This is a genomic window from Paracoccus haeundaensis, from assembly GCF_006239215.1.
In the GTDB taxonomy this organism is placed as follows: domain Bacteria; phylum Pseudomonadota; class Alphaproteobacteria; order Rhodobacterales; family Rhodobacteraceae; genus Paracoccus; species Paracoccus marcusii.
Genome location: NZ_VDDC01000047.1, coordinates 1 through 19,797, shown reverse-complemented (window position 1 = coordinate 19,797; position 19,797 = coordinate 1). Strand labels below are relative to the sequence as shown.

At 68.0% G+C, this 19,797-nt stretch carries 20 protein-coding genes; 10 read left to right on the top strand and 10 right to left on the bottom strand.

Going from position 1 to position 19,797, the window contains the following annotated elements:
- Nucleotides 1-957: chromate transporter (gene chrA, locus FHD67_RS18215; RefSeq protein ID WP_139599572.1), on the bottom strand; the 957-nt coding region annotated here is incomplete at its 3' end.
- Between the two features lie 167 nt (nucleotides 958-1,124).
- Between chrA and FHD67_RS18210 the strand changes: the two genes are divergently transcribed.
- The 6 genes from FHD67_RS18210 (at nucleotide 1,125) to FHD67_RS18185 (ending at nucleotide 7,971) form a co-directional block, all read left to right on the top strand.
- Nucleotides 1,125-2,555, top strand: a complete 1,431-nt coding sequence (locus FHD67_RS18210; RefSeq protein ID WP_176695191.1) for a fused MFS/spermidine synthase — start codon at nucleotides 1,125-1,127, stop codon at nucleotides 2,553-2,555.
- Between the two features lie 60 nt (nucleotides 2,556-2,615).
- The gene (locus tag FHD67_RS18205; protein WP_127899769.1) at nucleotides 2,616-3,296 is read left to right on the top strand and encodes a Crp/Fnr family transcriptional regulator; all 681 of its coding nucleotides are present in this window, start codon (nucleotides 2,616-2,618) and stop codon (nucleotides 3,294-3,296) included.
- Between the two features lie 79 nt (nucleotides 3,297-3,375).
- On the top strand, nucleotides 3,376-3,588 hold the full coding sequence (locus tag FHD67_RS18200; RefSeq protein ID WP_139599571.1) for a YgaP family membrane protein: 213 nt from the start codon (nucleotides 3,376-3,378) through the stop codon (nucleotides 3,586-3,588).
- A gap of 29 nt (nucleotides 3,589-3,617) precedes the next feature.
- Nucleotides 3,618-4,502 carry an MBL fold metallo-hydrolase gene (locus FHD67_RS18195; RefSeq protein WP_139599570.1) on the top strand — a complete coding sequence of 295 codons (885 nt, stop codon included), beginning with the start codon at nucleotides 3,618-3,620 and terminating at the stop codon, nucleotides 4,500-4,502.
- Between the two features lie 33 nt (nucleotides 4,503-4,535).
- Complete coding sequence (locus FHD67_RS18190; RefSeq protein ID WP_139599569.1) at nucleotides 4,536-6,209, top strand: bifunctional protein tyrosine phosphatase family protein/NAD(P)/FAD-dependent oxidoreductase; 1,674 nt, start codon at nucleotides 4,536-4,538, stop codon at nucleotides 6,207-6,209.
- Between the two features lie 16 nt (nucleotides 6,210-6,225).
- On the top strand, nucleotides 6,226-7,971 hold the full coding sequence (locus FHD67_RS18185) for a SulP family inorganic anion transporter (RefSeq protein WP_246071342.1): 1,746 nt from the start codon (nucleotides 6,226-6,228) through the stop codon (nucleotides 7,969-7,971).
- Here FHD67_RS18185 and FHD67_RS18180 read toward each other — a convergent pair.
- From FHD67_RS18180 to FHD67_RS18170, 3 genes are read right to left on the bottom strand one after another with little or no spacing between them, the layout of a single operon-like run.
- Entirely contained in the window at nucleotides 7,958-8,869 is a 912-nt protein-coding gene (locus FHD67_RS18180) for an MBL fold metallo-hydrolase (protein WP_139599567.1), read from the bottom strand. The two genes, FHD67_RS18185 and FHD67_RS18180, sit on opposite strands and share 14 nt — an antisense overlap.
- On the bottom strand, nucleotides 8,866-9,297 hold the full coding sequence (locus FHD67_RS18175) for a DUF6691 family protein (RefSeq protein WP_139599566.1): 432 nt from the start codon (nucleotides 9,295-9,297) through the stop codon (nucleotides 8,866-8,868). The genes FHD67_RS18180 and FHD67_RS18175 overlap by 4 nt, the downstream gene beginning before the upstream one ends.
- On the bottom strand, nucleotides 9,297-9,737 hold the full coding sequence (locus FHD67_RS18170; RefSeq protein ID WP_139599565.1) for a YeeE/YedE family protein: 441 nt from the start codon (nucleotides 9,735-9,737) through the stop codon (nucleotides 9,297-9,299). The genes FHD67_RS18175 and FHD67_RS18170 overlap by 1 nt, the downstream gene beginning before the upstream one ends.
- Nucleotides 9,738-9,869: 132 nt before the next feature.
- On the opposite strand from FHD67_RS18170, the gene FHD67_RS18165 reads away from it, so the two are divergent.
- Nucleotides 9,870-10,175, top strand: coding sequence for an ArsR/SmtB family transcription factor (locus FHD67_RS18165; RefSeq protein ID WP_139599564.1), 306 nt, complete (start codon nucleotides 9,870-9,872; stop codon nucleotides 10,173-10,175).
- On the opposite strand, the gene FHD67_RS18160 is transcribed toward FHD67_RS18165, so the two are convergent.
- Complete coding sequence (locus FHD67_RS18160; RefSeq protein ID WP_127899761.1) at nucleotides 10,166-10,663, bottom strand: lactoylglutathione lyase family protein; 498 nt, start codon at nucleotides 10,661-10,663, stop codon at nucleotides 10,166-10,168. The genes FHD67_RS18165 and FHD67_RS18160 overlap by 10 nt on opposite strands.
- Before the next feature lie 97 nt (nucleotides 10,664-10,760).
- Between FHD67_RS18160 and FHD67_RS18155 the strand changes: the two genes are divergently transcribed.
- Nucleotides 10,761-11,648, top strand: coding sequence for a LysR family transcriptional regulator (locus FHD67_RS18155; protein ID WP_046001583.1), 888 nt, complete (start codon nucleotides 10,761-10,763; stop codon nucleotides 11,646-11,648).
- A 22-nt stretch (nucleotides 11,649-11,670) separates the two neighbouring features.
- Here the strand turns inward: FHD67_RS18155 and FHD67_RS18150 are convergent, their stop codons facing one another.
- Nucleotides 11,671-13,017, bottom strand: coding sequence for an amidohydrolase (locus FHD67_RS18150; RefSeq protein ID WP_139599563.1), 1,347 nt, complete (start codon nucleotides 13,015-13,017; stop codon nucleotides 11,671-11,673).
- A gap of 85 nt (nucleotides 13,018-13,102) precedes the next feature.
- Between FHD67_RS18150 and FHD67_RS18145 the strand changes: the two genes are divergently transcribed.
- Nucleotides 13,103-13,945 carry a LysR family transcriptional regulator gene (locus FHD67_RS18145; RefSeq protein ID WP_232303383.1) on the top strand — a complete coding sequence of 281 codons (843 nt, stop codon included), beginning with the start codon at nucleotides 13,103-13,105 and terminating at the stop codon, nucleotides 13,943-13,945.
- 95 nt (nucleotides 13,946-14,040) lie between these two features.
- Nucleotides 14,041-15,762 (top strand): BCCT family transporter, encoded by a 1,722-nt coding sequence (locus FHD67_RS18140; RefSeq protein WP_232303382.1) that lies wholly within the window; start codon nucleotides 14,041-14,043, stop codon nucleotides 15,760-15,762.
- Nucleotides 15,763-16,088: 326 nt separating this feature from the next.
- Here FHD67_RS18140 and FHD67_RS21100 read toward each other — a convergent pair whose 3' ends face one another.
- From FHD67_RS21100 to FHD67_RS18125, 4 genes are all read right to left on the bottom strand, one after another.
- Nucleotides 16,089-16,220 carry a hypothetical protein gene (locus tag FHD67_RS21100; RefSeq protein ID WP_255352895.1) on the bottom strand — a complete coding sequence of 44 codons (132 nt, stop codon included), beginning with the start codon at nucleotides 16,218-16,220 and terminating at the stop codon, nucleotides 16,089-16,091.
- A 151-nt stretch (nucleotides 16,221-16,371) separates the two neighbouring features.
- Nucleotides 16,372-18,036 (bottom strand): mechanosensitive ion channel family protein, encoded by a 1,665-nt coding sequence (locus tag FHD67_RS18135; protein WP_176695190.1) that lies wholly within the window; start codon nucleotides 18,034-18,036, stop codon nucleotides 16,372-16,374.
- Between the two features lie 171 nt (nucleotides 18,037-18,207).
- Nucleotides 18,208-19,377 (bottom strand): zinc-dependent alcohol dehydrogenase, encoded by a 1,170-nt coding sequence (locus tag FHD67_RS18130; protein WP_046001580.1) that lies wholly within the window; start codon nucleotides 19,375-19,377, stop codon nucleotides 18,208-18,210.
- 3 nt (nucleotides 19,378-19,380) lie between these two features.
- Nucleotides 19,381-19,797, bottom strand: a 417-nt coding sequence (locus tag FHD67_RS18125; protein ID WP_139599561.1) for an SRPBCC family protein, incomplete at its 5' end; no start/stop codon positions are given.

The window sequence follows — 19,797 nt, the reverse complement described above, 5'->3', positions numbered from 1 at the left end:
CTCGCGCAGCGCGCCCATGAAGCCCACGAACTGGGTCACCATGATCAGCGGCCCCGGCGTGGTCTCTGCCATGCCCAGCCCGTCCAGCATCTCTCCGGGTGCCAGCCAGCCATAGGTCTCGACCGCCTGCTGGGCGACATAGGCCAGGACGGCATAGGCGCCGCCGAAGGTCACCACCGCCATCACGCTGAAGAATCCGGCGATCTGTGCAAAGACGTCCTGCGGCCCAAGCGCCAGGAACAGCGCGGCCACCGGCAGCAGCCACAGGCCCAGGAACACCGCCGATATGCGCGCGGCCCACCCGGCGCTGACCCGCGTGTGATCGGGCGTGCCGTCGCCCAGCAGCGTGTCGGCATCCGCGACCGGCGCACCGCCCGCGGCACCGTGCCCGCCGCCGCCCCGGAACGCCGTCAGCCCGGCTTGCGCGCCGAGGAACCCGGCCAGGGCCGCACCCAGGACGATCACCGGAAACGGCACGCCAAAGGCGAAGATCGCGACGAAGGACGCCGCCGCGATGCCGATCATCACACGGTTTCTCAGCGCGCGCGACCCGATGCGGATCACCGCCTGGACCACGATGGCCAGCACCGCGGCCTTGAGGCCGAAGAACAGACCCTCCAGCGCGCCGGTATCGCCCCAGATCGCATAGATCCAGGACAGGGCCATGATCGCCACCATGCCCGGCACCACGAACAGAAGCCCGGCGATGATCCCGCCCAGGGTGCGGTGCATCAGCCAGCCGATATAGACGGCCAGTTGCATCGCCTCGGGACCGGGCAGCAGCATGCAGTAGTTCAGCGCGTGCAGGAACCGCCGTTCACCCAGCCACCGGTTCTCCTCGACCAGGATGCGGTGCATAAGGGCGATCTGGCCCGCGGGGCCGCCAAAGCTCAGCAGGCCGATCCGCGCCCAGATGCGCGCGGCCTGGGCCAGGGTCGGATAGGCGCGGTCGGGCATCACGGGTCCTCTGCAAGCCATGTCCCGCGCGGTTAGCCCGCGCCACGGGCGCCGGTCAAGCTAACGCGGCCGCATGGCGGCGCCGTGACAGGGGCACCCATTCCCTTGCGCCGCGTTCCGTGGCAGGGCAACCCGACCCGACACGATGCCCCCGGAAGGAGACCCCGATGCGGTTCTGGACCACGATCACCCTGATCCTTGTGCTGTCGGCCATCGGCCTGACATACGAGATCGCCGCAGGCCGCGTGCTGGCGCCCTTCTTCGGCACGTCGCTGGTGACCTGGACGTCGGTGATCGCCACGATCCTGACCGGGTTCTCGCTTGGCAGCGCGCTTGGCGGGCTGGTGGCTGAACGCGACCCCGCGGTGGCCGTGCGCAGCGTCAGGCTGGCGCTGGTGGCGACGGCGGCGCTGATGGCGGCCTCGCCCGCGGTCCTGGGGCTGATCTATGCCCTGGGTGCGCGCGACACCGGGGGGATGCTTTTGGCGGTGATCCTGGCCTTCTTTCCCGCATCCGTCCTGGTCAGCTTTCCGTCGCCCTTCCTGGCCAAGATGGCCGTCGACGCCCGTCCCGGCCGCGAGGGGTCGTCCCTGGGCATGGTCCTGGCGGCCGGATCGCTTGGGGCGATCGCGGGCGCGGTGCTGGCGGGGTTCGTGACGCTGCCGCTGGTGGGATCGGTGGCGACCTTTGCCGGATGCGGCGCGGGGGCGCTGATCTGCGCCGTGCTGGTGCGGGCGGGCGGCAAGGGGGGCGCGGGCGGCCTGTCGCGGCCCGATGCCGTGATCGCGGTCGCGGCAGGCGCGGTGGCGGTCGCGGCGATCACCGCCAGCGGGCCGCTGTGCCGTTACGAATCGGGGATGTCCTGCATCGACGTGCAGCGTCATGGCGGCGCGGTGCGCCTTTATTCCGACCGCACCCAGCAGGCCGCCGAACGCGTTGCGGCCGATGGGGGCGACCGCCTGACGCTGGCCTATACGGACTGGATCTGGTCGCGGATGGACCGCGACCTGAGCGCGGCGCCGTCGGTCCTGTTCATCGGCGGGGGCGGCTATTCGCTGCCCGCGATGCTGCTGGAATCGCGCGCCGATGCCCGCGCCGTCGCGGTCGAGATCGATCCCCTGATCACCCGCGTGGTCCGCGACAGCCTGCCCTGGGCCGGCGCGATGATCGACCGCGAGGAGGGCGCGCGTCTTGGCATCGTCCATGCGGACGGCCGGGTGTTCCTGAACCGGACCGAACAGCGGTTCGACGCTGTGGTGATGGACGCGTTCTCGTCGGGGTCGGTGCCTGCGCATCTGGCCACGCGGGAAACCTATGCCCGCCTGCGCGACATCGTCGACGGCCCGGTCTACGTGAACCTGATCGACGCACCCGACGGTCCGCTGGCGCGGGGCATCCACGCGATCCTGAGCGAGCTTTATCCCCACGTCCAGGCAGTCCAGGGTCCGGTCAGCGACCGCGGGCTGGCCAACATCATGCTGGCGGCAGCGGACGCGCCGCTTGGCCCTGTGGACGCCTATCCGGCGGAATACGGTCCGGTCCGGCTGGCGGCAGGACGCGCCTTCACCGATGATCGTGGCTGGATCGGCCACCGTTAGGACCACCCTGTCATCGCCGCGCCGTCCGACCTATGGTCGGGGAATGCGAAGGGGGGCACCATGGCACAAGACTGGATTTCGCAGTTTCCCGGACTGGCCAGATTGGGACCGGACCTGCGGGCGACGCTGTTGACGCAGAGCCTGATCCTGACGGTTCCGGCCGGCACCGTCGTCTTTGGCCCCGGAAAGCCGCCCGAGCATCTGTTGCTGCTGCTGGACGGCCGCGTCAGGGTCCAGCAGACGTCGGAAGAGGGCCGCGAGATCGTCCTCTATCGCGTGGCGGCCGGGGAAAGCTGCGTGATGACCACGGCCTGCCTGCTGGCGCACGAGGACTACTCTGCCGAGGGGATCGCAGAGACCGACGTCCGCGCGGCGGCGATCCCGCGGGCTCTGTTCGACGATCTGGCGTCGCGGTCGGTCGAATTCCGGACCTTCATCTTCACCGCTTATGCGCGGCGCATGTCCGACCTGTTCATGGTGATCGAGGAGATCGCCTTTCAACGGCTGGATATCCGGCTGGCGCAGAAGCTGATCGAACTGGCCCGCGACACGGGGCAGATCAGGGCCACCCATCAACAGCTGGCGGCGGAACTGGGCACCGCGCGCGAGGTGATCTCTCGGCAACTGGGCGAGTTTCAGCGGCGCGGCTGGATCGGGCAGGCGCGAGGGGTGGTCGACCTGCTGGACGCGGCCGCGATCGGACGGCTGGCGGCGCAGGACGGCGGTGGGTCGCGCCCCTGATGGGGACTTGGTGATCTTGTCACCGACCGGCGTGGCGAAATCCTGTATCACGGTCGAAAGCCAGCAAGGGGATCCCGCCATGACACGCAACATCGGACCCGCCGACCGAACCCTTCGCCTGGTGGTGGGGGCGGCCCTGATCCTTGTGGCCCTGGCCAGCGGTTGGCCCGCCTTTCAAGGCGGTCTTCCGCGCGCCATGGCGGTCATCGCGGGCGTCGTGCTGATGATCACCGCCGCTGTCAGGGTCTGCCCGCTTTACGCGCTGCTGGGGATGCGGACCTGCCGCCGCTGATTCCGCCCGTTTCCGACTTGAGGACCATCATGACCGACTATCCGATCGACATGTCCGTCGCGCCCATCGTGACCCCGTTCTTTGATCCGGCCACCCATACCATCAGCTATGTCGTGCGCGATCCGGGCTCCACCGCCTGTGCGGTGGTCGATTCGGTGATGGACATCGACTATGCCGCGGGGCGGATCACCTATGATCATGCCGATGCGATCATCGCGCATATCCGCGAGCATGGCCTGACCCTGGAGTGGATCATCGAAACCCATGTCCATGCCGACCACCTTTCCGCCGCGCCCTATATCCAGGCGGCCCTGGGCGGCCGGATCGGGATCGGCGACGGGATCATGGTCGTGCAGGACACCTTCGGCAAGATCTTCAACGAGGGTACGGAATTCCAGCGCGACGGCAGCCAGTTCGACGCGCTGTTCAAGGATGGCGACGTCTATCATGTGGGCACGATGCCGGTCGTGGCACTGCATACGCCCGGCCACACGCCGGCCTGCATGACGCATGTGATGGGCGATGCGGCATTCGTGGGCGACACGCTGTTCATGCCCGATGGCGGATCCGCGCGGGCCGATTTTCCGGGCGGCGATGCGGGCGTCCTTTATGACAGCATCCAGAAGGTGCTGTCGCTGCCCGACGCGACCCGGCTGTTCATGTGCCACGATTACGGTCCCAACGGCCGCGAGATCCGGTGGGAGACCACCGTGGCCGAGGAACGCGCCCACAACATCCATGTCGGCGGCGGCAAGACGCGCGCGGAATTCGTGGCCTTTCGCACCGCACGCGACGCCACGCTGGCGGTGCCGCAGCTGATCATTCCCTCGCTGCAGGTCAACATGCGCGCAGGCGTCATGCCCACCGACAAGGATGGGCGTCCCATGCTCAAGGTGCCGGTCAACGGCCTCTGACCCCGCCATCTCCAGACGTTCAGGGAGGAACAGATGGACCCCAGGACCCTTTCGCCGCAATTCGCGGTGTCGCCCCAGATCACCCCGCAGGACATTCCTGCGCTGAAGGCCCAGGGCTATCGCGCGATCATCGCCAACCGTCCGGACGGCGAAGGCGCCGATCAGCCGACCTTTGCCGAGATCGAGGCCGCGGCCCATGCTGCCGGAATGCAGGCACGCTACATTCCGATCAGCGGGGGCATGGTCGGCGACGACGACGTCGAGGCCTTTCGATCCGCCCTGCGCGCCGTGCCGGGGCCGGTGCTGGCCTATTGCCGGTCGGGGACGCGGTCGGCCACGCTGTGGTCGCTGGCGCAGGCCGACGACATGCCGCTGCCGCAGATCCTGGCGGCCACCAGCACCGCCGGATACGACCTGTCCGGCGTGGTCCGACGCATCGCCAACGGCGGACGCACACCCGTGGCCCGGCCCGATGCGACCCATGACGTGGTGATCGTGGGGGCGGGGGCGGCAGGGATTTCGGTCGCGGCCAGCCTGCTGTCCCGAAAGCCGGGGTTGGACATCGCCATCATCGACCCGGCCGACGTGCATTACTATCAGCCCGGCTGGACCCTGGTGGGCGCGGGTGTGTTCACGGCCGACCAGACGGCGAAGGATCTGGCCTCGCTGATCCCGTCCGGCGTCACGCTGATCAAGGGCGCGGTCGCCGCGTTCGAGCCCGCCTCGAACGCCGTGATCCTGGAAGGGTGCCGGGTCGTGGGCTATGAAAGGCTGGTCGTCTGTCCGGGGCTGAAGCTGGACTGGGCGCGCATCCCCGGTCTGGTCGAGACGCTTGGCCAGAACGGGGTCACGTCCAACTACCGCTATGATCTGGCGCCCTATACGTGGAAACTGGTCCAGGCGATGAGGCGGGGCCGCGCGATCTTCACGCAGCCGCCGATGCCGATCAAATGCGCCGGCGCGCCGCAGAAGGCGATGTACCTGTCAGGCGACGCCTGGCATCGGGCCGGGGTGCTCAAGGATATCGACATCCAGTTCATGAATGCGGGGGGCGTGCTGTTCGGGGTCAAGGACTATGTCCCCGCGCTGATGAACTATGTGCGAAAATACGACGCGACGCTGAACTTCTTTCATAACCTGGTCCGGATCGACGGCCCGGCGCGCACCGCGTGGTTCGACGTCGCGGCACCCGACACGCCTGTCCGCCGGGTCGAGGTCGCATTCGACATGATCCATGTCACGCCCCCTCAGACCGCGCCGGATTTCATTCGCGTGTCGCCGCTGGCGGATGCGGCGGGGTGGGTGGACGTCGACCAGGCCACGCTGCGTCACAAAACGCATGACAACATCTGGTCGCTTGGCGACGTGATGAATGCGCCGAACGCCAAGACGGCGGCCGCGGCGCGGATCCAGGCACCGGTGGTGGCGGAAAACATCGCGGCCGATATCGACGGCCGTCCGGCCTGCGCGCAATACAACGGCTACGGCTCCTGCCCGCTGACGGTCGAGCGCGGCAAGATCGTGTTGGCCGAGTTCGGCTATGGCGGCAAGCTGCTGCCAAGCTTTCCCAAGGCCCTGATCGACGGCACGCGCCCAAGCCGCGCTGCATGGCTGCTCAAGGAACGCATCCTTCCGCCGGTCTACTGGCGCGGCATGCTGCGCGGCCATGAATGGATGGCCAAACCCAACAACACCTCCGCCCCCTAAGAACGGACCCTTGCCGGTGAAGCCCTTCCGCGCCTATTTCCCGATCCTGTCCTGGGCCCGCAGCTATGACCGGCGGACCCTGTCGGACGACCTGCTGGCCGCCGTGATCGTGACGATCATGCTGATCCCGCAATCGCTGGCCTATGCGCTGCTGGCGGGACTGCCGCCCGAGGCGGGGCTCTATGCCTCGATCGCGCCGATCATCCTCTATGCGGTGTTCGGAACCAGCCGGGCGCTGGCGGTGGGGCCGGTGGCGGTGGTGTCGCTGATGACGGCGGCGGCGATCGGCACCGTCGCGGAGCAGGGCTCGATGGGCTATGCGGCGGCGGCGCTGACGCTGGCCGGACTGTCGGGCGCGATCCTGGTGGTGATGGGCGTGCTGAAGCTGGGCTTTCTGGCGAACTTCCTGTCGCATCCGGTGATCGCGGGCTTCATCACCGCGTCGGGCATCCTGATCGCCACCAGCCAGCTGGGCCACGTCCTGGGCATCGGCGCGGGTGGCCACACCCTGCCGCAGATGATCGCGTCGCTGGTCCGGGGCCTGCCCCAGGTCAACCCGGTCACCGCCTGCATCGGCGTGGCGGCGACGGCGTTCCTGTTCTGGGTCCGCCGCGGGCTGCGGCCGCTGCTGCGCCGCATGGGCCTGGGCGCGCGCGCCGCCGACATCGCGACCAAGGCCGGGCCGGTGCTGGCCGTGGTGGTCAGCACGCTGGCCGTCCGGTGGCTGGGCCTGGACCAGATGGGCGTGCGCATCGTGGGCACGGTGCCGCAGGGCCTGCCGCCCCTGACGCTGCCGCCGCCGTCGGCCGATCTGATCGGCATGCTGCTGGTTCCGGCGGTGCTGATCTCGGTCATCGGGTTCGTGGAATCGGTGTCGGTCGCGCAGACCCTGGCCGCCAAACGACGCCAGCGCATCGACCCCGACCAGGAGCTGATCGGCCTGGGGGCGGCGAACCTGGGCGCGGCCTTCACGGGCGGCATGCCGGTCACGGGCGGGTTCGCGCGGTCCGTCGTGAACTTCGACGCGGGCGCGGCGACCGCGGCGGCGGGGGCCTTCACCGCGGTGGGCCTGGCGGTCGCCGCCGTCGCGCTGACGCCGCTGATCTATCACCTGCCCATCGCGACGCTGGCTGCGACGATCATCGTGGCGGTGCTGTCGCTGGTCGATCTTGCGATCCTGCGCCGGGCCTGGGCCTATTCCCGCGCCGACTTCATCGCGGTGGCGGCGACGATCGTGGTGACGCTTGGCGTGGGGGTCGAGGCAGGCGTGTCTGCGGGCGTCATCCTGTCCATCGTGCTGCACCTGTACAAATCCTCGCGCCCGCATGTGGCCGAGGTCGGGCTGGTCCCCGGCACCCAGCATTTCCGCAACATCCTGCGCCACGACGTGCTGACCGATCCGGCCCTGGTCACCCTGCGCATCGACGAAAGCCTGTATTTCGCCAATGCCCGCTTTCTGGAGGATTACGTCGCCGACCGCGTGACCCCCGATTGCGAGGTCAAGCACGTGGTGCTGATGTGTTCGGCCATCAGCGACATCGACCTGAGCGCGCTGGAAAGCCTGGAGGCCATCGCCCACCGCCTGGCGACGATGGGCGTCACGCTGCACCTGTCCGAGGTCAAGGGCCCGGTCATGGACCGCCTGAAGACCTGCGATTTCCTGCAGCAGCTGACGGGTCGGGTCTTCCTATCGCAATACGACGCCTGGACCGCACTGCACACAGGGGCCGAACCGGCCCGCCGGGTGATCAGAACCGGTTGACCGGAACCTTGAGGTAATGGTGGCCGTCATCCTCTGCCGGGGGCAGGCGGCCGCCGCGCAGGTTGATCTGCAGCGCCGCCATGATCCGGTCGGGCAGGGGCAGCGTCGCGTCGCGGGCGTCGCGCAGGGCGATCCAGTCCTCGCGCCGGGTGCCGTCGCGGACATGGCGATTCTCGGCCCGGTGGCGGGCCACGGTCGCCTCCCATTGCGGCGCGTCGCGGTCCTTGGTGCCATAGTCGTGGCCCACGAACAGGCGCGTGTCGCCCGGCAGGGACAGGATCTCCTGGATCGACGCCCACAGCTGACCGCTGTCGCCACCCGGGAAATCCGCGCGCGAGGTGCCGGCATCGGGCTGCATCAGCGTGTCATGGGTAAAGGCCGCATCGCCGCAGACATAGGTGACCGAGCCGAGCGTGTGCCCCGGCGACAGCATCACCCGGATGGACAGATCGCCCAGGGGGATCGTCTCTCCGGGTGCCAGCAGGCGGTCGAAGTCGCGGGCCGGATCAAAGGCCTGGGGCAGGTTGTACAGCTCCGCCCAGATGCGGGCGATGTCGCCGACCCGGTCGCCGATGGCGGTGGGCGCCCCCGTCCGCCGCCCCAGCTGCGCCGAGGCCATGACGTGGTCGGCATGCGGATGGGTGTCCAGCACCCAGGCCACCGTCAGCCCCCGTTCGCCCACCAGCGCCAGCACCTGGTCCATGCTGCCGGTCGAAAAGCGGTAATGCTTGGGATCCAGGTTCCAGACCACGTCGATCAGCGCGGCCTGTTTCGTGGCCGGGTCGGCGCAGACATACTGGATCGACCCGGTATCGGGTTCGTAGATGCCCCAGACATCCGGGCTGTTCGCGCCGGTGGACGGGGAATGGCGGACGACGCGGTCTTTCAGCAGGCTCATGCGGGTGCCCTCAGGACGGGTGTGGATTTCAGGCGGGCGCCGATCCAGAGCCCCAGGATCATCGCCGGAACGAAGGCCAGGGTGCCCGGCGCCAGCAGCGGCAGGGCGGTCAGGGCGGGGCCGGGGCAGAACCCGCCGATCCCCCAGCCCGCGCCGAACAGCGCCGCGCCGGTCAGCAGCGGGCGGTCGATCCGGCGGTTGGTCGGCACGTCGAAGGTCGGGTTCAGAACTGGCGCCTCGCGCCGCCAGACCAGCCGATAACCGATGAAGGCGGTCACGGTCGCGCCGCCCATCACGAACGCCAGGCTGGGGTCCCACGCCCCGGCCAGGTCCAGAAAGTTCTGCACCTTGGCCGGATCGGCCATGCCCGACACGATCAGCCCCAGGCCAAAGACCAGCCCGGCCAGAAATCCCCACAAGGCGCGCATCACAGCCCCCCGATCACATGGCGCAGCACGAACACGGTGACGAACCCCGCCGCCATGAAGGTCGCGACCGCCGCCAGAGAGCGTCCCGACAGCCGCGCCAGCCCGCAGACCCCGTGCCCCGAGGTGCAGCCCGACCCAAGCGCGGTCCCCGTCCCGACCAGCAGCCCCGCGGCGGTCATCAGCCCCAGGTTCGTGGGCACCGTCTGCACGACCGTCCCGCCCAGGGCCAGGATCGCCAGCGGCGCGGCCATCAGCCCCAGCACGAAGGCGATCCGCCAGTCGCGGTCGCGCGCGGCGCCGGGCAGGGCCAGCGCGCCCTGGGTGATGCCCGCGATGCCGGCAATCTTTCCGAACAGGCCCATCACCATCACGGCGCTGATCCCGATCAGGATGCCGCCGCCAAGCGAGGCCCAGGGGGTGAAGGTCGTTTCGGTCAGCATGTCGGCCTGTCCTGTCAGCGGGGATTGCGCCGATTGGCGCGTCTGCTAAGCTGTATATTCGATTCCTCTAAATAAGTCAAAGCTAATATATTGGACGACCTCCCAGATCCCTCCGTCGTGTCGCTGCAGGACATGGCTGACCACGTCGCGGCGCGGCTGGCGCTGGTCGCCAATGCGAAACGCCTGCTGATCCTGTGCGAACTGGCCAAGGGCGAACGCCCGGTCGGCGCGCTGCAGGCGGCGGTGGGCCTGGGCCAGTCCGCGCTGAGCCAGCATCTGGCCCGCCTGCGCGAGGCCGGGATGGTCGCCACCCGCCGCGAGGGGCAGACCATCCACTACCGCATCAGCGACCCCGACCTGGACGTGTTGATGCAGGCCCTCTATGCCGCCTTCTGCCAGCCGCGTCAGGACGCGCCCGCCCGGCCCGATCAGGAATAGGCGCCTGCCGAATAGGTCAGCTCATAGCTGTGGCTGTAGAGTTCGAACACGTTGCCGAACGGGTCCTCGACATAGACCATCCGATAGGGTTTTTCGCCGGGGAAATATTCGCGCACCGGCATCCGCTGCCTGCCGCCCGCGGCGACGATGCGGGCCAGAAGCCCTTCCAGGTCCGGGTCCTGGATCGCGAAATGGAACGTGCCGTGGCGGCGAAAGTCGAAATTGTCGGCGGCGGCGTGGTTGCCCGCGAACTCGAACAGCTCGATCCCGATCCCGTCGCCGGTGGACAGATGCGCGATGCGCAGACGGTCCCAACCGGGGCCGAAGACGTCGGTGCACATCACGCCGATGGCGCTGTCATCCTCGGTCACGGTGCTGGGCTGCATCAGCACATAGAATCCAAGGACGCCGGAATAGAACGCAACAGCCGCGTCCAGGTCGGGGACGGACAGGCCGATATGGGAAAAGGTGCGGGGGGTGGGGGTCATGGCAGTCTCCTGTGTCTGGTCCATCCGATCTAGACAGGCGATGCCCGCATGTGAAATTATCATTCCGCATGATGATCCATACGAACTGTTATCGACGATGCTGAACGCCACTTGGATCGAGACCTTCACCGTCCTGGCCGAGGAGGGGCATTTCACCCGTGCGGCGCAGCGGTTGAACATGACGCAGCCGGGCGTGTCCCAGCATCTGCGAAAGCTGGAACAGCAGCTGGGCCAGCCGCTGATCGTGCAGGCGGGCAAGGGGTTCACGCTGACCGCCGCCGGGGCTGGCCTGCGCGATCTGGGGCTGGCGCGCCGGGCCCAGGAACGCGCCTTGCGCGAGGCGATCGCCCCGGACCGGCCGGATGCCGGGCTGGTGCGCGTCGCCTGTTCGGGCAGCTTTGCGATGCTGTTCTATCCGCATGCCATAGCGCTGATGCAATCCGCCCCGCGCCTGTCCATCCATGTCGAGGCCGCGCCGCAGGCACGCGTCCTGGAGGGGGTGCTGGACGGGCGGTTCGATCTGGGGGTGACCGACCGCGACCCGCGCCATCCCCGCATCGCAGCCGATCGCATCGGGCAGGAGGAGCTGTGCCTGGTGCTGCCCGCGGGACATGCGGTGCCGTCGGGCCTGGCCGACCTGCAGGCGCTTGGGCTGATCGATCACCCGGATTGCCACCGTTATGCCGACGATCTGTTCGCGCTGAACTTTTCCGACGAATTCGACGGCGCCGACAGGCTGCGCGTGCGCAGCCGCGTGAACCAGATCGGCCAGATCCCGGCGCCGGTGGCGCAGGGCGTCGGCTATACGCTGCTGCCGCGCAGCGGGCTTGCGGCCTTTTCTCAGGCGGACCGCCTACGCATCGCGGCCCTGCCGCAACGCCGCCACCACGAATTGTGGACGATCATCCCCCGCGGCCATCCGCCAAGCGCCCGGCTGGACCGGGTCCTGGCGGTGATCCGGGCCCTGGCCGCCGATCTGGCCTAAGCGGCGGCCAGGGACGCGCGCCTCAGGCGGTGCGGACCCGCCCGGACACCAGCCGCCCCTTGTGGAACGTCGCGTGGCGGGCCGAGCATCGGGCCACCGTCTCGGCCGAACAGCTGGCCTCGGTCAGAACGAACCCTGCGGCGTCGCCGACGGCGGGCCAGACCCGTTCGCCCTGCGCGTCCAGCGGCAGGACGTCGCCCGTGGCGATCCACAGGGACCGCGACAGGCTTTCCTCGTCGCTGCCCGCGTAAAGCTGGGCATAGAGGTTGGCCTTGTCGATCATGTCCCCGGTGCCGAAGGGCGACCAGTGGTCGATGACGCTGTCGGTGCCCGCCATGATCGCCACCCCCTTGTCGCGCAGGACCTGCAGCGGCATCACCGATTTTCCGATCGGCACGCTGGTGGCGACGCTGATCCCCTGCGCGGCCATGCGGCCCGCCAGTTCGTCCAGCGCGCCTTCGTCCATTTTGGCCAACGCAAAGGCGTGGCTGAAGGTCACCCGGTCGCGCAGCGCGGCATTCGCTTCGACCGTGTCGACCATGTAATGCAGCGCGGCGATGCCGGCCGGGGTCGATTCATGGATGTGGATGTCCACGCCCTTGTCGTGGTCCAGCGCGATCTGGAACATCGCGTCCAGCGATGCCTCCATCGCGCCGTCGACATTGGTCGGGTCAAGCCCCCCGACATGCGTCACGCCCAGGTCCATCGAGTCCCGCATCAGCCCGTCGACATCCGAATTCAGCAGGCCGTGCTGGGGAAAGGCGACGATGTCGCAGTCGAAATCGTCCCTGCGCGCGGCAAGGGCCAGGTTCAGGTGCTCCAGGCTTTTCAGGCCGCTGACCGGGTCGATGTTGCAATGGCTGCGCGCCGTCGTCGTGCCGTGCGACAACAGCAGCTGGATCAGCTGGTCGGCGCGCTCCTGCGAGGTCGGCAGCAGCTGGGGCAGCAGCACCTCCTCGCGCGCGATCATGTCCATGATGGTCTTGCCCTTGCGCGGCAGCGGGGCCTGCCAGGGGCCGCCATAGAAGGTCTTGTCCAGGTGGATGTGCATGTCGCGCATGGGTGGCAGCGCCAGCATGCCCTGGGCGCTGTAGCGGGGCAGGGTGCCGGTCGGCGCGTCATGGATCGCGGCGATGCGGCCGCCCCTGATCTCCAGCGTATGGGTCTGGGTCCGGGTTCCGACCACCGTGTCGCCGTCGCGCTCAACGCCCGTCTCCAGCAGCACGTCGGTCAGCAGGTAGTGATCATGCGGGATGTCCGACACGCCGGTCTGGTCCGGTGCGGCGGCATGGACGGGAGCAAGCCCAAGCGTGGCGCCCGCCGTCATGATGCCGCCGGTGCGGCACAGGAATTGTCTGCGGTTCGTCATCGTCTTTCCCCTTTGCTGGCGGTTCGGGAAAACCTAGACCGGCACAGGCGTATCAAGAAATTAAATGTTCGAATAGGATTCATGCATGAATCGGATGATCGATCCCCGCCTGCTGCGTGCCCTTGTGGGGGTGATCGACCATGGCAGCTTCACCCGCGCCGCCGAACAGCTGAACATGTCGCAATCGACCATCAGCCAGCAGATATCGCGGCTGGAGGATCAGCTGGGCCAGCCGCTGCTGGACCGCGACGCCCGCCCCGTTCGCATGACCGCGGCCGGAGAGCGGCTGACCGGGTACGCGCGCCGCATCCTGGCGCTGCAGGATGAGGCGACGCTGGCGCTTGGCGATCCGTCGGGCAGCGTGTCGCTGCGCATCGGGCTGGCCGAGGACATCATGACCCCCGACATGGCCCGGCTGTTCGCCGATTTCTCCGCAACGCACCGCCGGGTGCGGCTGGACGTGACCGCGGGCCTCAGCCTTGCCCTGACGCGCGGCTATCGCGACGGCGATTTCGACATCATCGTGGTCAAGGAGACCGCGCCCGAACCCGACTGCCGCGCCAGCGTCCCCGAACCCATCGGCTGGTTCCAGGGACCGGGCGCCCCCGACGCCCCCGATCCGCTGCCCTTCGTGACCTTCCCGCCGGGGGGCCTCTATCGCGACCAGATGTTCCGCCGGGCCGAGGACCTTGGACGGCGCTGGTACGTGGCCTTTTCGGGCAGCAGCCTGTCGAACGTCGTGACCGCGGTCGAGGCCGGTCTGGGCATCTCTCTGCTGCCGGTGCGGGCGGCGGTCGGGCGCGATCTGCGGCGCAGCATGCTCTTTGGGGCGGAACCTGCGATGGTCGCATCGCTTTACGCATGGGAGACGGGCGGCATCGCGGCCCCGCTGGTCGCCGCGATGCGCGACGTGCTGGCACGACGCTGAGGATTTTGGCGGATCAGGCGGTTGTCCGACGGACGATGGCGGGGCCGACAGGGACCGATCGGAACGAAGGCCTGGAAACGACAAAGGAACATGCGGTGTCGAATGACGAAAAGATCAGCCCCCCTCTGACAGAGCTGAACATCAACACCACCACCGGGGGGTTCTACAACGGATTCTCGATCGCCGTGACGGTGCCGGCCAAGATCATCATCTCGGTCATCGTGGTCTGGGCCATCTTCTGGCCGATCCAGTCGGGCGCGATCCTGACCGGGCTGAACGGTTTCATCCTGCAGAACTTTGCGGCCTGGTACACCTGGGTCGTGGCGTTCTTCATCGTCGTCTGCCTGGCGCTGGCGGCATGGCCTGCAGCCGGGCGGCTGAACCTGGGGCTGGACGACGACCAGCCAGAATTCACCCGGTTCTCGTGGTTCTCGATGATGTTCGGGGCGGGGATCGGCGTGGGCATGCTGACCTGGGCCGTGGCCGAACCGGTCACGCATCTGGGCACGACCCCGGAATCGATCATGGGCCTGACCACCCCCGGCGGCGCCGACAACGTCGCGATGGCGTTCAAGTGGTCGTTCCTGCACTGGGGGTTCAGCGCGTGGGCATGCTATGCGGTGTGCGGCCTGTCGCTGGCCTATTTCAGCTATCGCCGCGGCCTGCCGCTGACCATCCGGTCGGGGCTGACGCCGCTGTTCGGTCAGCGCCTGTCGGGGCCGCTTGGCCATGTCATCGACATCGTGGCCGTGGTTGCGACCATCCTGGGCGTCGCGCAGACGCTTGGCTTCGGCGTCGATCAGCTGGTCGCGGGGCTGGGCCGGATCGGCATCGGCGGGCTGGCCGATGCGGACGGGGCCGCGACCACCACCGGCATCGTCGTCGCGCTGCTGGTCATCATGGGGCTGTCGACGCTGTCGGCGCTGTCGGGCGTGGGCAAGGGCATCAAGTGGCTGTCCAACATCAACATGGTTCTGTCCATCATCCTGCTGGGCTTCCTGATCATCTTCGGGGCGACCTGGTTCGGCTTCAACGCGATGTTCACGGGGCTGTGGCACTATGTCGTCGCCCTGCCGCAGATGAGCGTGAACGTCTTCCGATCCGACGGCGTCGAGGGGTCCGAGGCGTTCCTGCTGGCCCAGTGGCAGGGCTGGTGGCCGGTGTTCTACTGGGCGTGGTGGATCGCCTTCGCGCCGTTCGTGGGGCTGTTCTTGGCGCGGATCTCGCGCGGGCGGACGGTGCGGGAATTCGTGCTGGGCGCGCTGATCGTCCCGGCGCTGATGTGCTTCGTCTGGTTCTCCTGGGCGGGCGGCACGGCCATCGACCTGGAGATGAACGGCAGCGCCAACGGCGTGATCTTCGATGCTGCGAACGGCGACAAGATCTTTGCGATGACCGAGTTCATGCTGGCCCCGATCGGGGACTGGCTGGCCTGGGGCATGGCCGCGCTGATCGTCGTGCTGCTGCTGACCTTTCTGGTCACCTCTGCGGATTCGGCCGTGCTGATCGTGAACACCATCAACGCCGCAGGCGACGAGGGGCCGAAATCCCGGCCGCATGTCCTGTTCTGGGGCGTGGCGCTGGCGATGGTCGTGGCCGGGCTGCTGATCTCCGGGGGGACGACCGCGATCCAGACGGCGATGGTGATCGGTGCGCTGCCGTTTTCGGTCGTCATGGCGCTGATGGCGGTCGCCCTGCTCAAGGCGATCTACAACGACACGCGCCGCGAGAAGGCGGGCGTGCCCTCCACCCATGACAAGATCGAGGGCGTGACGGGCAACGATGCGCCCGCAGGCCTGTCGGCATCGTCCAACTGATTGACCTGACACGTCTGGACGCCGCAGTCGGGGCGTCCAGAAGCGTCAATGGTACTGGCTTGCGTCGGAATGTGGCGGATTTGGCGGGTCGAGAAGGCCGAGGTTGTTGTCATAAGCGTCTGTTGGTGCATACGATTGTGCGTCCAAGTCCAACCGTTCATCAAATGCTTTGCGTCCAGTAGCCTCGCGGTCGGTGAGCATGGATACAGTCGGTCAAACCGTTGCGAAGCAACTTTGATAAGAGGAAGCTCCGTCACGAGCCTGATCCGTACCCGGGTTCTGTTGCCTCCCGTCACGTATTGCGGCAACGTGGCTGGCCGCGCGCGTCATTCGTCGAATTCGACGCGGGTCGCTGTCCCGACGATGCAAGCCTGTTCGATGAAGGCCGTATCGACTGGCAGCTTGGACGGCACGATCGCGCAAAGCACCGATATGATGGCGAGCTGGAACGACAGCATCGCAGGCAGTTTCCAGCATCCAGTCCAAGCATGCGAACAGTCGAATGCGCATTGCCCGCGACAAAACACTGGCCTTTCCCGCGGGCGGCATCGCCTTGCCGAAAGCGGCGCCCGTTCAGCGCAACGTCAACGGACGCTGTAGCGCATGAGGTCAGGCGGCCCCGGCGGCGACGGGGGAGGGGAAGACCGGGTTGCCGGTCTCGCGCTCGATCCGCGCGGCTTCGGCCAGCAGGCGTTCGCGGACCGCGCAGGCGACCTCCCACGAGGTGTTCGGGTCGCGGCACGGGATGCTGAACCAGACCAGGATCCCGAAGATGTCCTGATCGGCGACGCTGACGCTGGAATCGTCCAGATCGCCCAGGTTCTGGCCGATCTCCAGCGTGGCGACGTGGTTCAGAACCTCTTTGAATGTCCGGCGCAGCATGTCGATATCCGCCCGCGGGTCCAGCTTCAGCTTGAGCACGCGCAGCATCGCCGGGTCCTGCAGGGTCCAGTTCGAAAACGTTTCGGACGCAAATTCCTCGACCGGGACGATCAGGCGGGTGCTGTCCCAGTTGCGCAGCTGGACGAAGGTCATGTTGATGCGTTCGACATGGCACAGCTCTCCCTTGTAGACGACCCGGTCGCCCACGCGCGCGGACTGGTTCAACGCGATCTGCAGCGAGGCCATGATGTTGCCCAGCACGTTGCGCGCGGCAAAGCCCAGCACGATGGTCAACGCCCCCGCAGATGTCAGCAGCGACAGCCCCAGATTGGCCGCCAGGTCGGCCGAGGAGAGGACGACGCCGGCCCCGATCAGGAACACCACCACCACCAGCACCCGGCGCGCGGCGTTCAGGCGGGTCGCAAGGATGCGGGCCTCGGCCTGTTCGGCGGCGGTCAGGTCCACGTCCTCTCCGGGGGCGACCAGGCCGTTCAGCAGGGCCTCGACGCTGCCGACGATGAACAGCAGCAGCGCCGTGACCACGCCCGTCGCGATGGCCAGCGTGACGAAGACGTCGATGCGGCCCGAAAAGACGAAGATGTTGCCCGTGACCCACCAGACCAGCGCGGTGACGCTGGCGATGATCAGCGGCTTGGACGATGCCGCCAGGATCCCGGTGGCGATCTGCCCGCGGGCGTGATGGCGCAACACCTTGAGCGTGCGGTGCACGATCCAGCTGAGCAGCACCGCGGCCGCGATCAGGATGGGCAGGCCGATCCATTCCCATCGCATCAGGCCGCCAAACGTCTTTTCCCGCATGCTTGGGGGCAGGGACAGTTCGAACCGCGACGGGCCGTAATCGGCATGCAGGGCAGGGACGTCGCGGACGGTTTCGGCGGGAAAGACCCACAGGGGCTGGTCGGCGCCGGCAGGCTGGACGCGGTTGAGGCGGATCTCGGCCGGGACGGGGTCCATGGGCAGGTCGCGCAGCAGCAGCGACCGACGCGGTGATCCGGCCATCGCCTCGGTGTCGCCGCCTTGGCTTTGCAAGGCGTCGGGGCGGTCTAGCAGGGTCGACCAGTCCAGGACGACCTTACGGTCGATCACGTCGTACAGCTGATGGGCCAGGCGCGGCCCAAGCTCGGCCTGCCGATCGACCGGCAGTTCGCCCAGATCCAGCAGATGCGCCGCCGCCTCCCAGTCCTCGTCCTCGGCCGCGCGCAGGAAACTGGCCATGGTGGCGCGGGGCGTCTCGCGGTTGATCCGGTCCGGCGGCGTGCCAAGGCCGGGGTTCAGGACGGACGTCTCGAACGTCGCGTCCTGCGCGGTCGCGGGACCAAGGGACATCGCGGCCAGAAACACCAGCGCAAGGGATCGCAGAAGCGGAAGCATGGGCATCGTCCATTCCGTGGAACAGGTGACCCCGAATGCCGGGGCAGGGGTGGCATCGGACAGGGCCTTCGGGAAACGACTGTCCCCGGATCGGGGCGCCCGGGCAAGGGGCACGACGATCCGGGGACGCGGTTCCGGTCCGGCAACCCCTGCCGGCGGCCGCAACAGGCGTCAGGTCTTGAGGACGACCTTGGTCCAGTCGTTCTGGTTCCAGCGGAACCCCTCATAGCCCTTGGCGGCCTCCTCCAGCGGCAGGCGGTGAGAGATCATGAAGGTCGTGTCCAGCTCTCCCTCCTGGATGCGGCGCAGGAGGTCGTGGGTATAGGCCTGCACATGGGTCTGTCCGGTGCGCAGCTGCAGCCCCTTTTGCATCAGCGCGCCAAGCGGGAACTTGTCCATGAAGCCGCCATAGACGCCGGGGACCGACACGCGGCCGCCCTTGCGCACCGCCATCAGCGCCTCGCGCAGGGCGTGACCGCTGTCCGCACCGACGCCCACGGCCTGCTTGAGGTTGTCCATCACCGTATCCAGGGCGAAGCCGTGCGCTTCCATCCCGACCGCGTCGATGACCGCGTCGGCACCAATGCCGCCGGTCATCTCCATGACCGCCTCCAGCACCGAAGTCTGCTTGAAGTCGATCACCTCGGCCCCCATCCGGCGGGCCAGAGCCAGGCGGTTGGGATAGTGGTCGATGGCGATGACGCGGGCCGCACCCATCAGCCGGGCGGCCTGGATCGCGAACAGCCCGACCGGGCCGCAACCCCAGACCACGACGGTGTCGTCGGCTTCGATGTCGGCATTGTCCGCGGCCATCCAGCCGGTGGGCAGGATGTCGGACAAAAACAGGACGTCGTCATCGTCCATGCCTTCGGGAATGACGATCGGGCCCACGTCGGAAAACGGCACGCGGACATATTCCGCCTGTCCGCCAGGATAGCCGCCGGTCAGGTGGCTGTAGCCGAACAGGCCCGCCGCCGCATGGCCGAACATGGTTTCGGTCAGGTCCTGCTTGTCGGCGGGGTTCGAGTTGTCGCAGGCCGAGAACTGCGCCCGCTGGCAGAAGAAGCACGACCCGCAGGAGATGGTGAAGGGCACCACGACCCGCTGGCCGACCTTCAGCGTGCTGCCGGGGCCGACATCGACGACCCGGCCCATGAATTCGTGGCCCAGGATGTCGCCCGCCTGCATGCCGGGGATCACCCCGTCGAACAGGTGCAGGTCGGACCCGCAGATCGCGGTCGAGGTGACTTGGATGATCGCGTCGCGGGGGTTGACGATCTGGGGGTCGGGCATCGTCTCGACGCGGACGTCGTGCTTGCCGTGCCATGTCAGTGCGCGCATGGATCAGGCCTCCTGTCTGCGGTTGAGGGGGGTGGCGATCTCGCCGGTCTCAAGGAACATCTTCAGGCGCTTCAGGTCGCGGCGCCCCTGGATCGCGGGGTCCGCCTGGAACAGTTTGGCCACGACGCGGCCAAGCGCGCCCATCGGCGGCACATAGGCGATCAGCGCGGTGACCTCGGTGCCGCGATTGCCCGGCGCATCGCAAAACAGCACCCGGCCGGTGGTCTCGATGTCCGAGCCGTCGATCGAGGCCCATGCGATGACGTCGCCGGGGCGATCCTCTGTGATGCGGGTGCGCAGGGTGATGTCGCTGCCCGGGCCGCGCAGGGTCCAGCGGGTGACGTCGCCCTCGGTCGAGACGGCGTGGACGTTCTCCATCACGCCGGCCAGGTTCCCGAACTGGCGCCAGAAGGCATAGAT

Bases quoted from the DNA above. Each gene is read 5' to 3' on its own strand.
- FHD67_RS18195 (WP_139599570.1), top strand. From the start codon at position 3,618: ATGACCGACTATCCGATCGACATGTCCGTCGCGCCCATCGTGACCCCG.
- FHD67_RS18170 (WP_139599565.1), bottom strand. From the start codon at position 9,737: ATGCTGACCGAAACGACCTTCACCCCCTGGGCCTCGCTTGGCGGCGGC.
- FHD67_RS18175 (WP_139599566.1), bottom strand. From the start codon at position 9,297: ATGCGCGCCTTGTGGGGATTTCTGGCCGGGCTGGTCTTTGGCCTGGGG.
- FHD67_RS18135 (WP_176695190.1), bottom strand. From the start codon at position 18,036: ATGCTTCCGCTTCTGCGATCCCTTGCGCTGGTGTTTCTGGCCGCGATG.
- FHD67_RS18210 (WP_176695191.1), top strand. From the start codon at position 1,125: ATGCGGTTCTGGACCACGATCACCCTGATCCTTGTGCTGTCGGCCATC.
- FHD67_RS18160 (WP_127899761.1), bottom strand. From the start codon at position 10,663: ATGACCCCCACCCCCCGCACCTTTTCCCATATCGGCCTGTCCGTCCCC.
- FHD67_RS18145 (WP_232303383.1), top strand. From the start codon at position 13,103: ATGAATCGGATGATCGATCCCCGCCTGCTGCGTGCCCTTGTGGGGGTG.
- FHD67_RS18155 (WP_046001583.1), top strand. From the start codon at position 10,761: ATGCTGAACGCCACTTGGATCGAGACCTTCACCGTCCTGGCCGAGGAG.
- FHD67_RS18150 (WP_139599563.1), bottom strand. From the start codon at position 13,017: ATGACGAACCGCAGACAATTCCTGTGCCGCACCGGCGGCATCATGACG.
- FHD67_RS21100 (WP_255352895.1), bottom strand. From the start codon at position 16,220: ATGCTGTCGTTCCAGCTCGCCATCATATCGGTGCTTTGCGCGATCGTG.
- FHD67_RS18180 (WP_139599567.1), bottom strand. From the start codon at position 8,869: ATGAGCCTGCTGAAAGACCGCGTCGTCCGCCATTCCCCGTCCACCGGC.
- FHD67_RS18165 (WP_139599564.1), top strand. From the start codon at position 9,870: ATGGCTGACCACGTCGCGGCGCGGCTGGCGCTGGTCGCCAATGCGAAA.
- FHD67_RS18190 (WP_139599569.1), top strand. From the start codon at position 4,536: ATGGACCCCAGGACCCTTTCGCCGCAATTCGCGGTGTCGCCCCAGATC.
- FHD67_RS18130 (WP_046001580.1), bottom strand. From the start codon at position 19,377: ATGCGCGCACTGACATGGCACGGCAAGCACGACGTCCGCGTCGAGACG.
- FHD67_RS18205 (WP_127899769.1), top strand. From the start codon at position 2,616: ATGGCACAAGACTGGATTTCGCAGTTTCCCGGACTGGCCAGATTGGGA.
- FHD67_RS18200 (WP_139599571.1), top strand. From the start codon at position 3,376: ATGACACGCAACATCGGACCCGCCGACCGAACCCTTCGCCTGGTGGTG.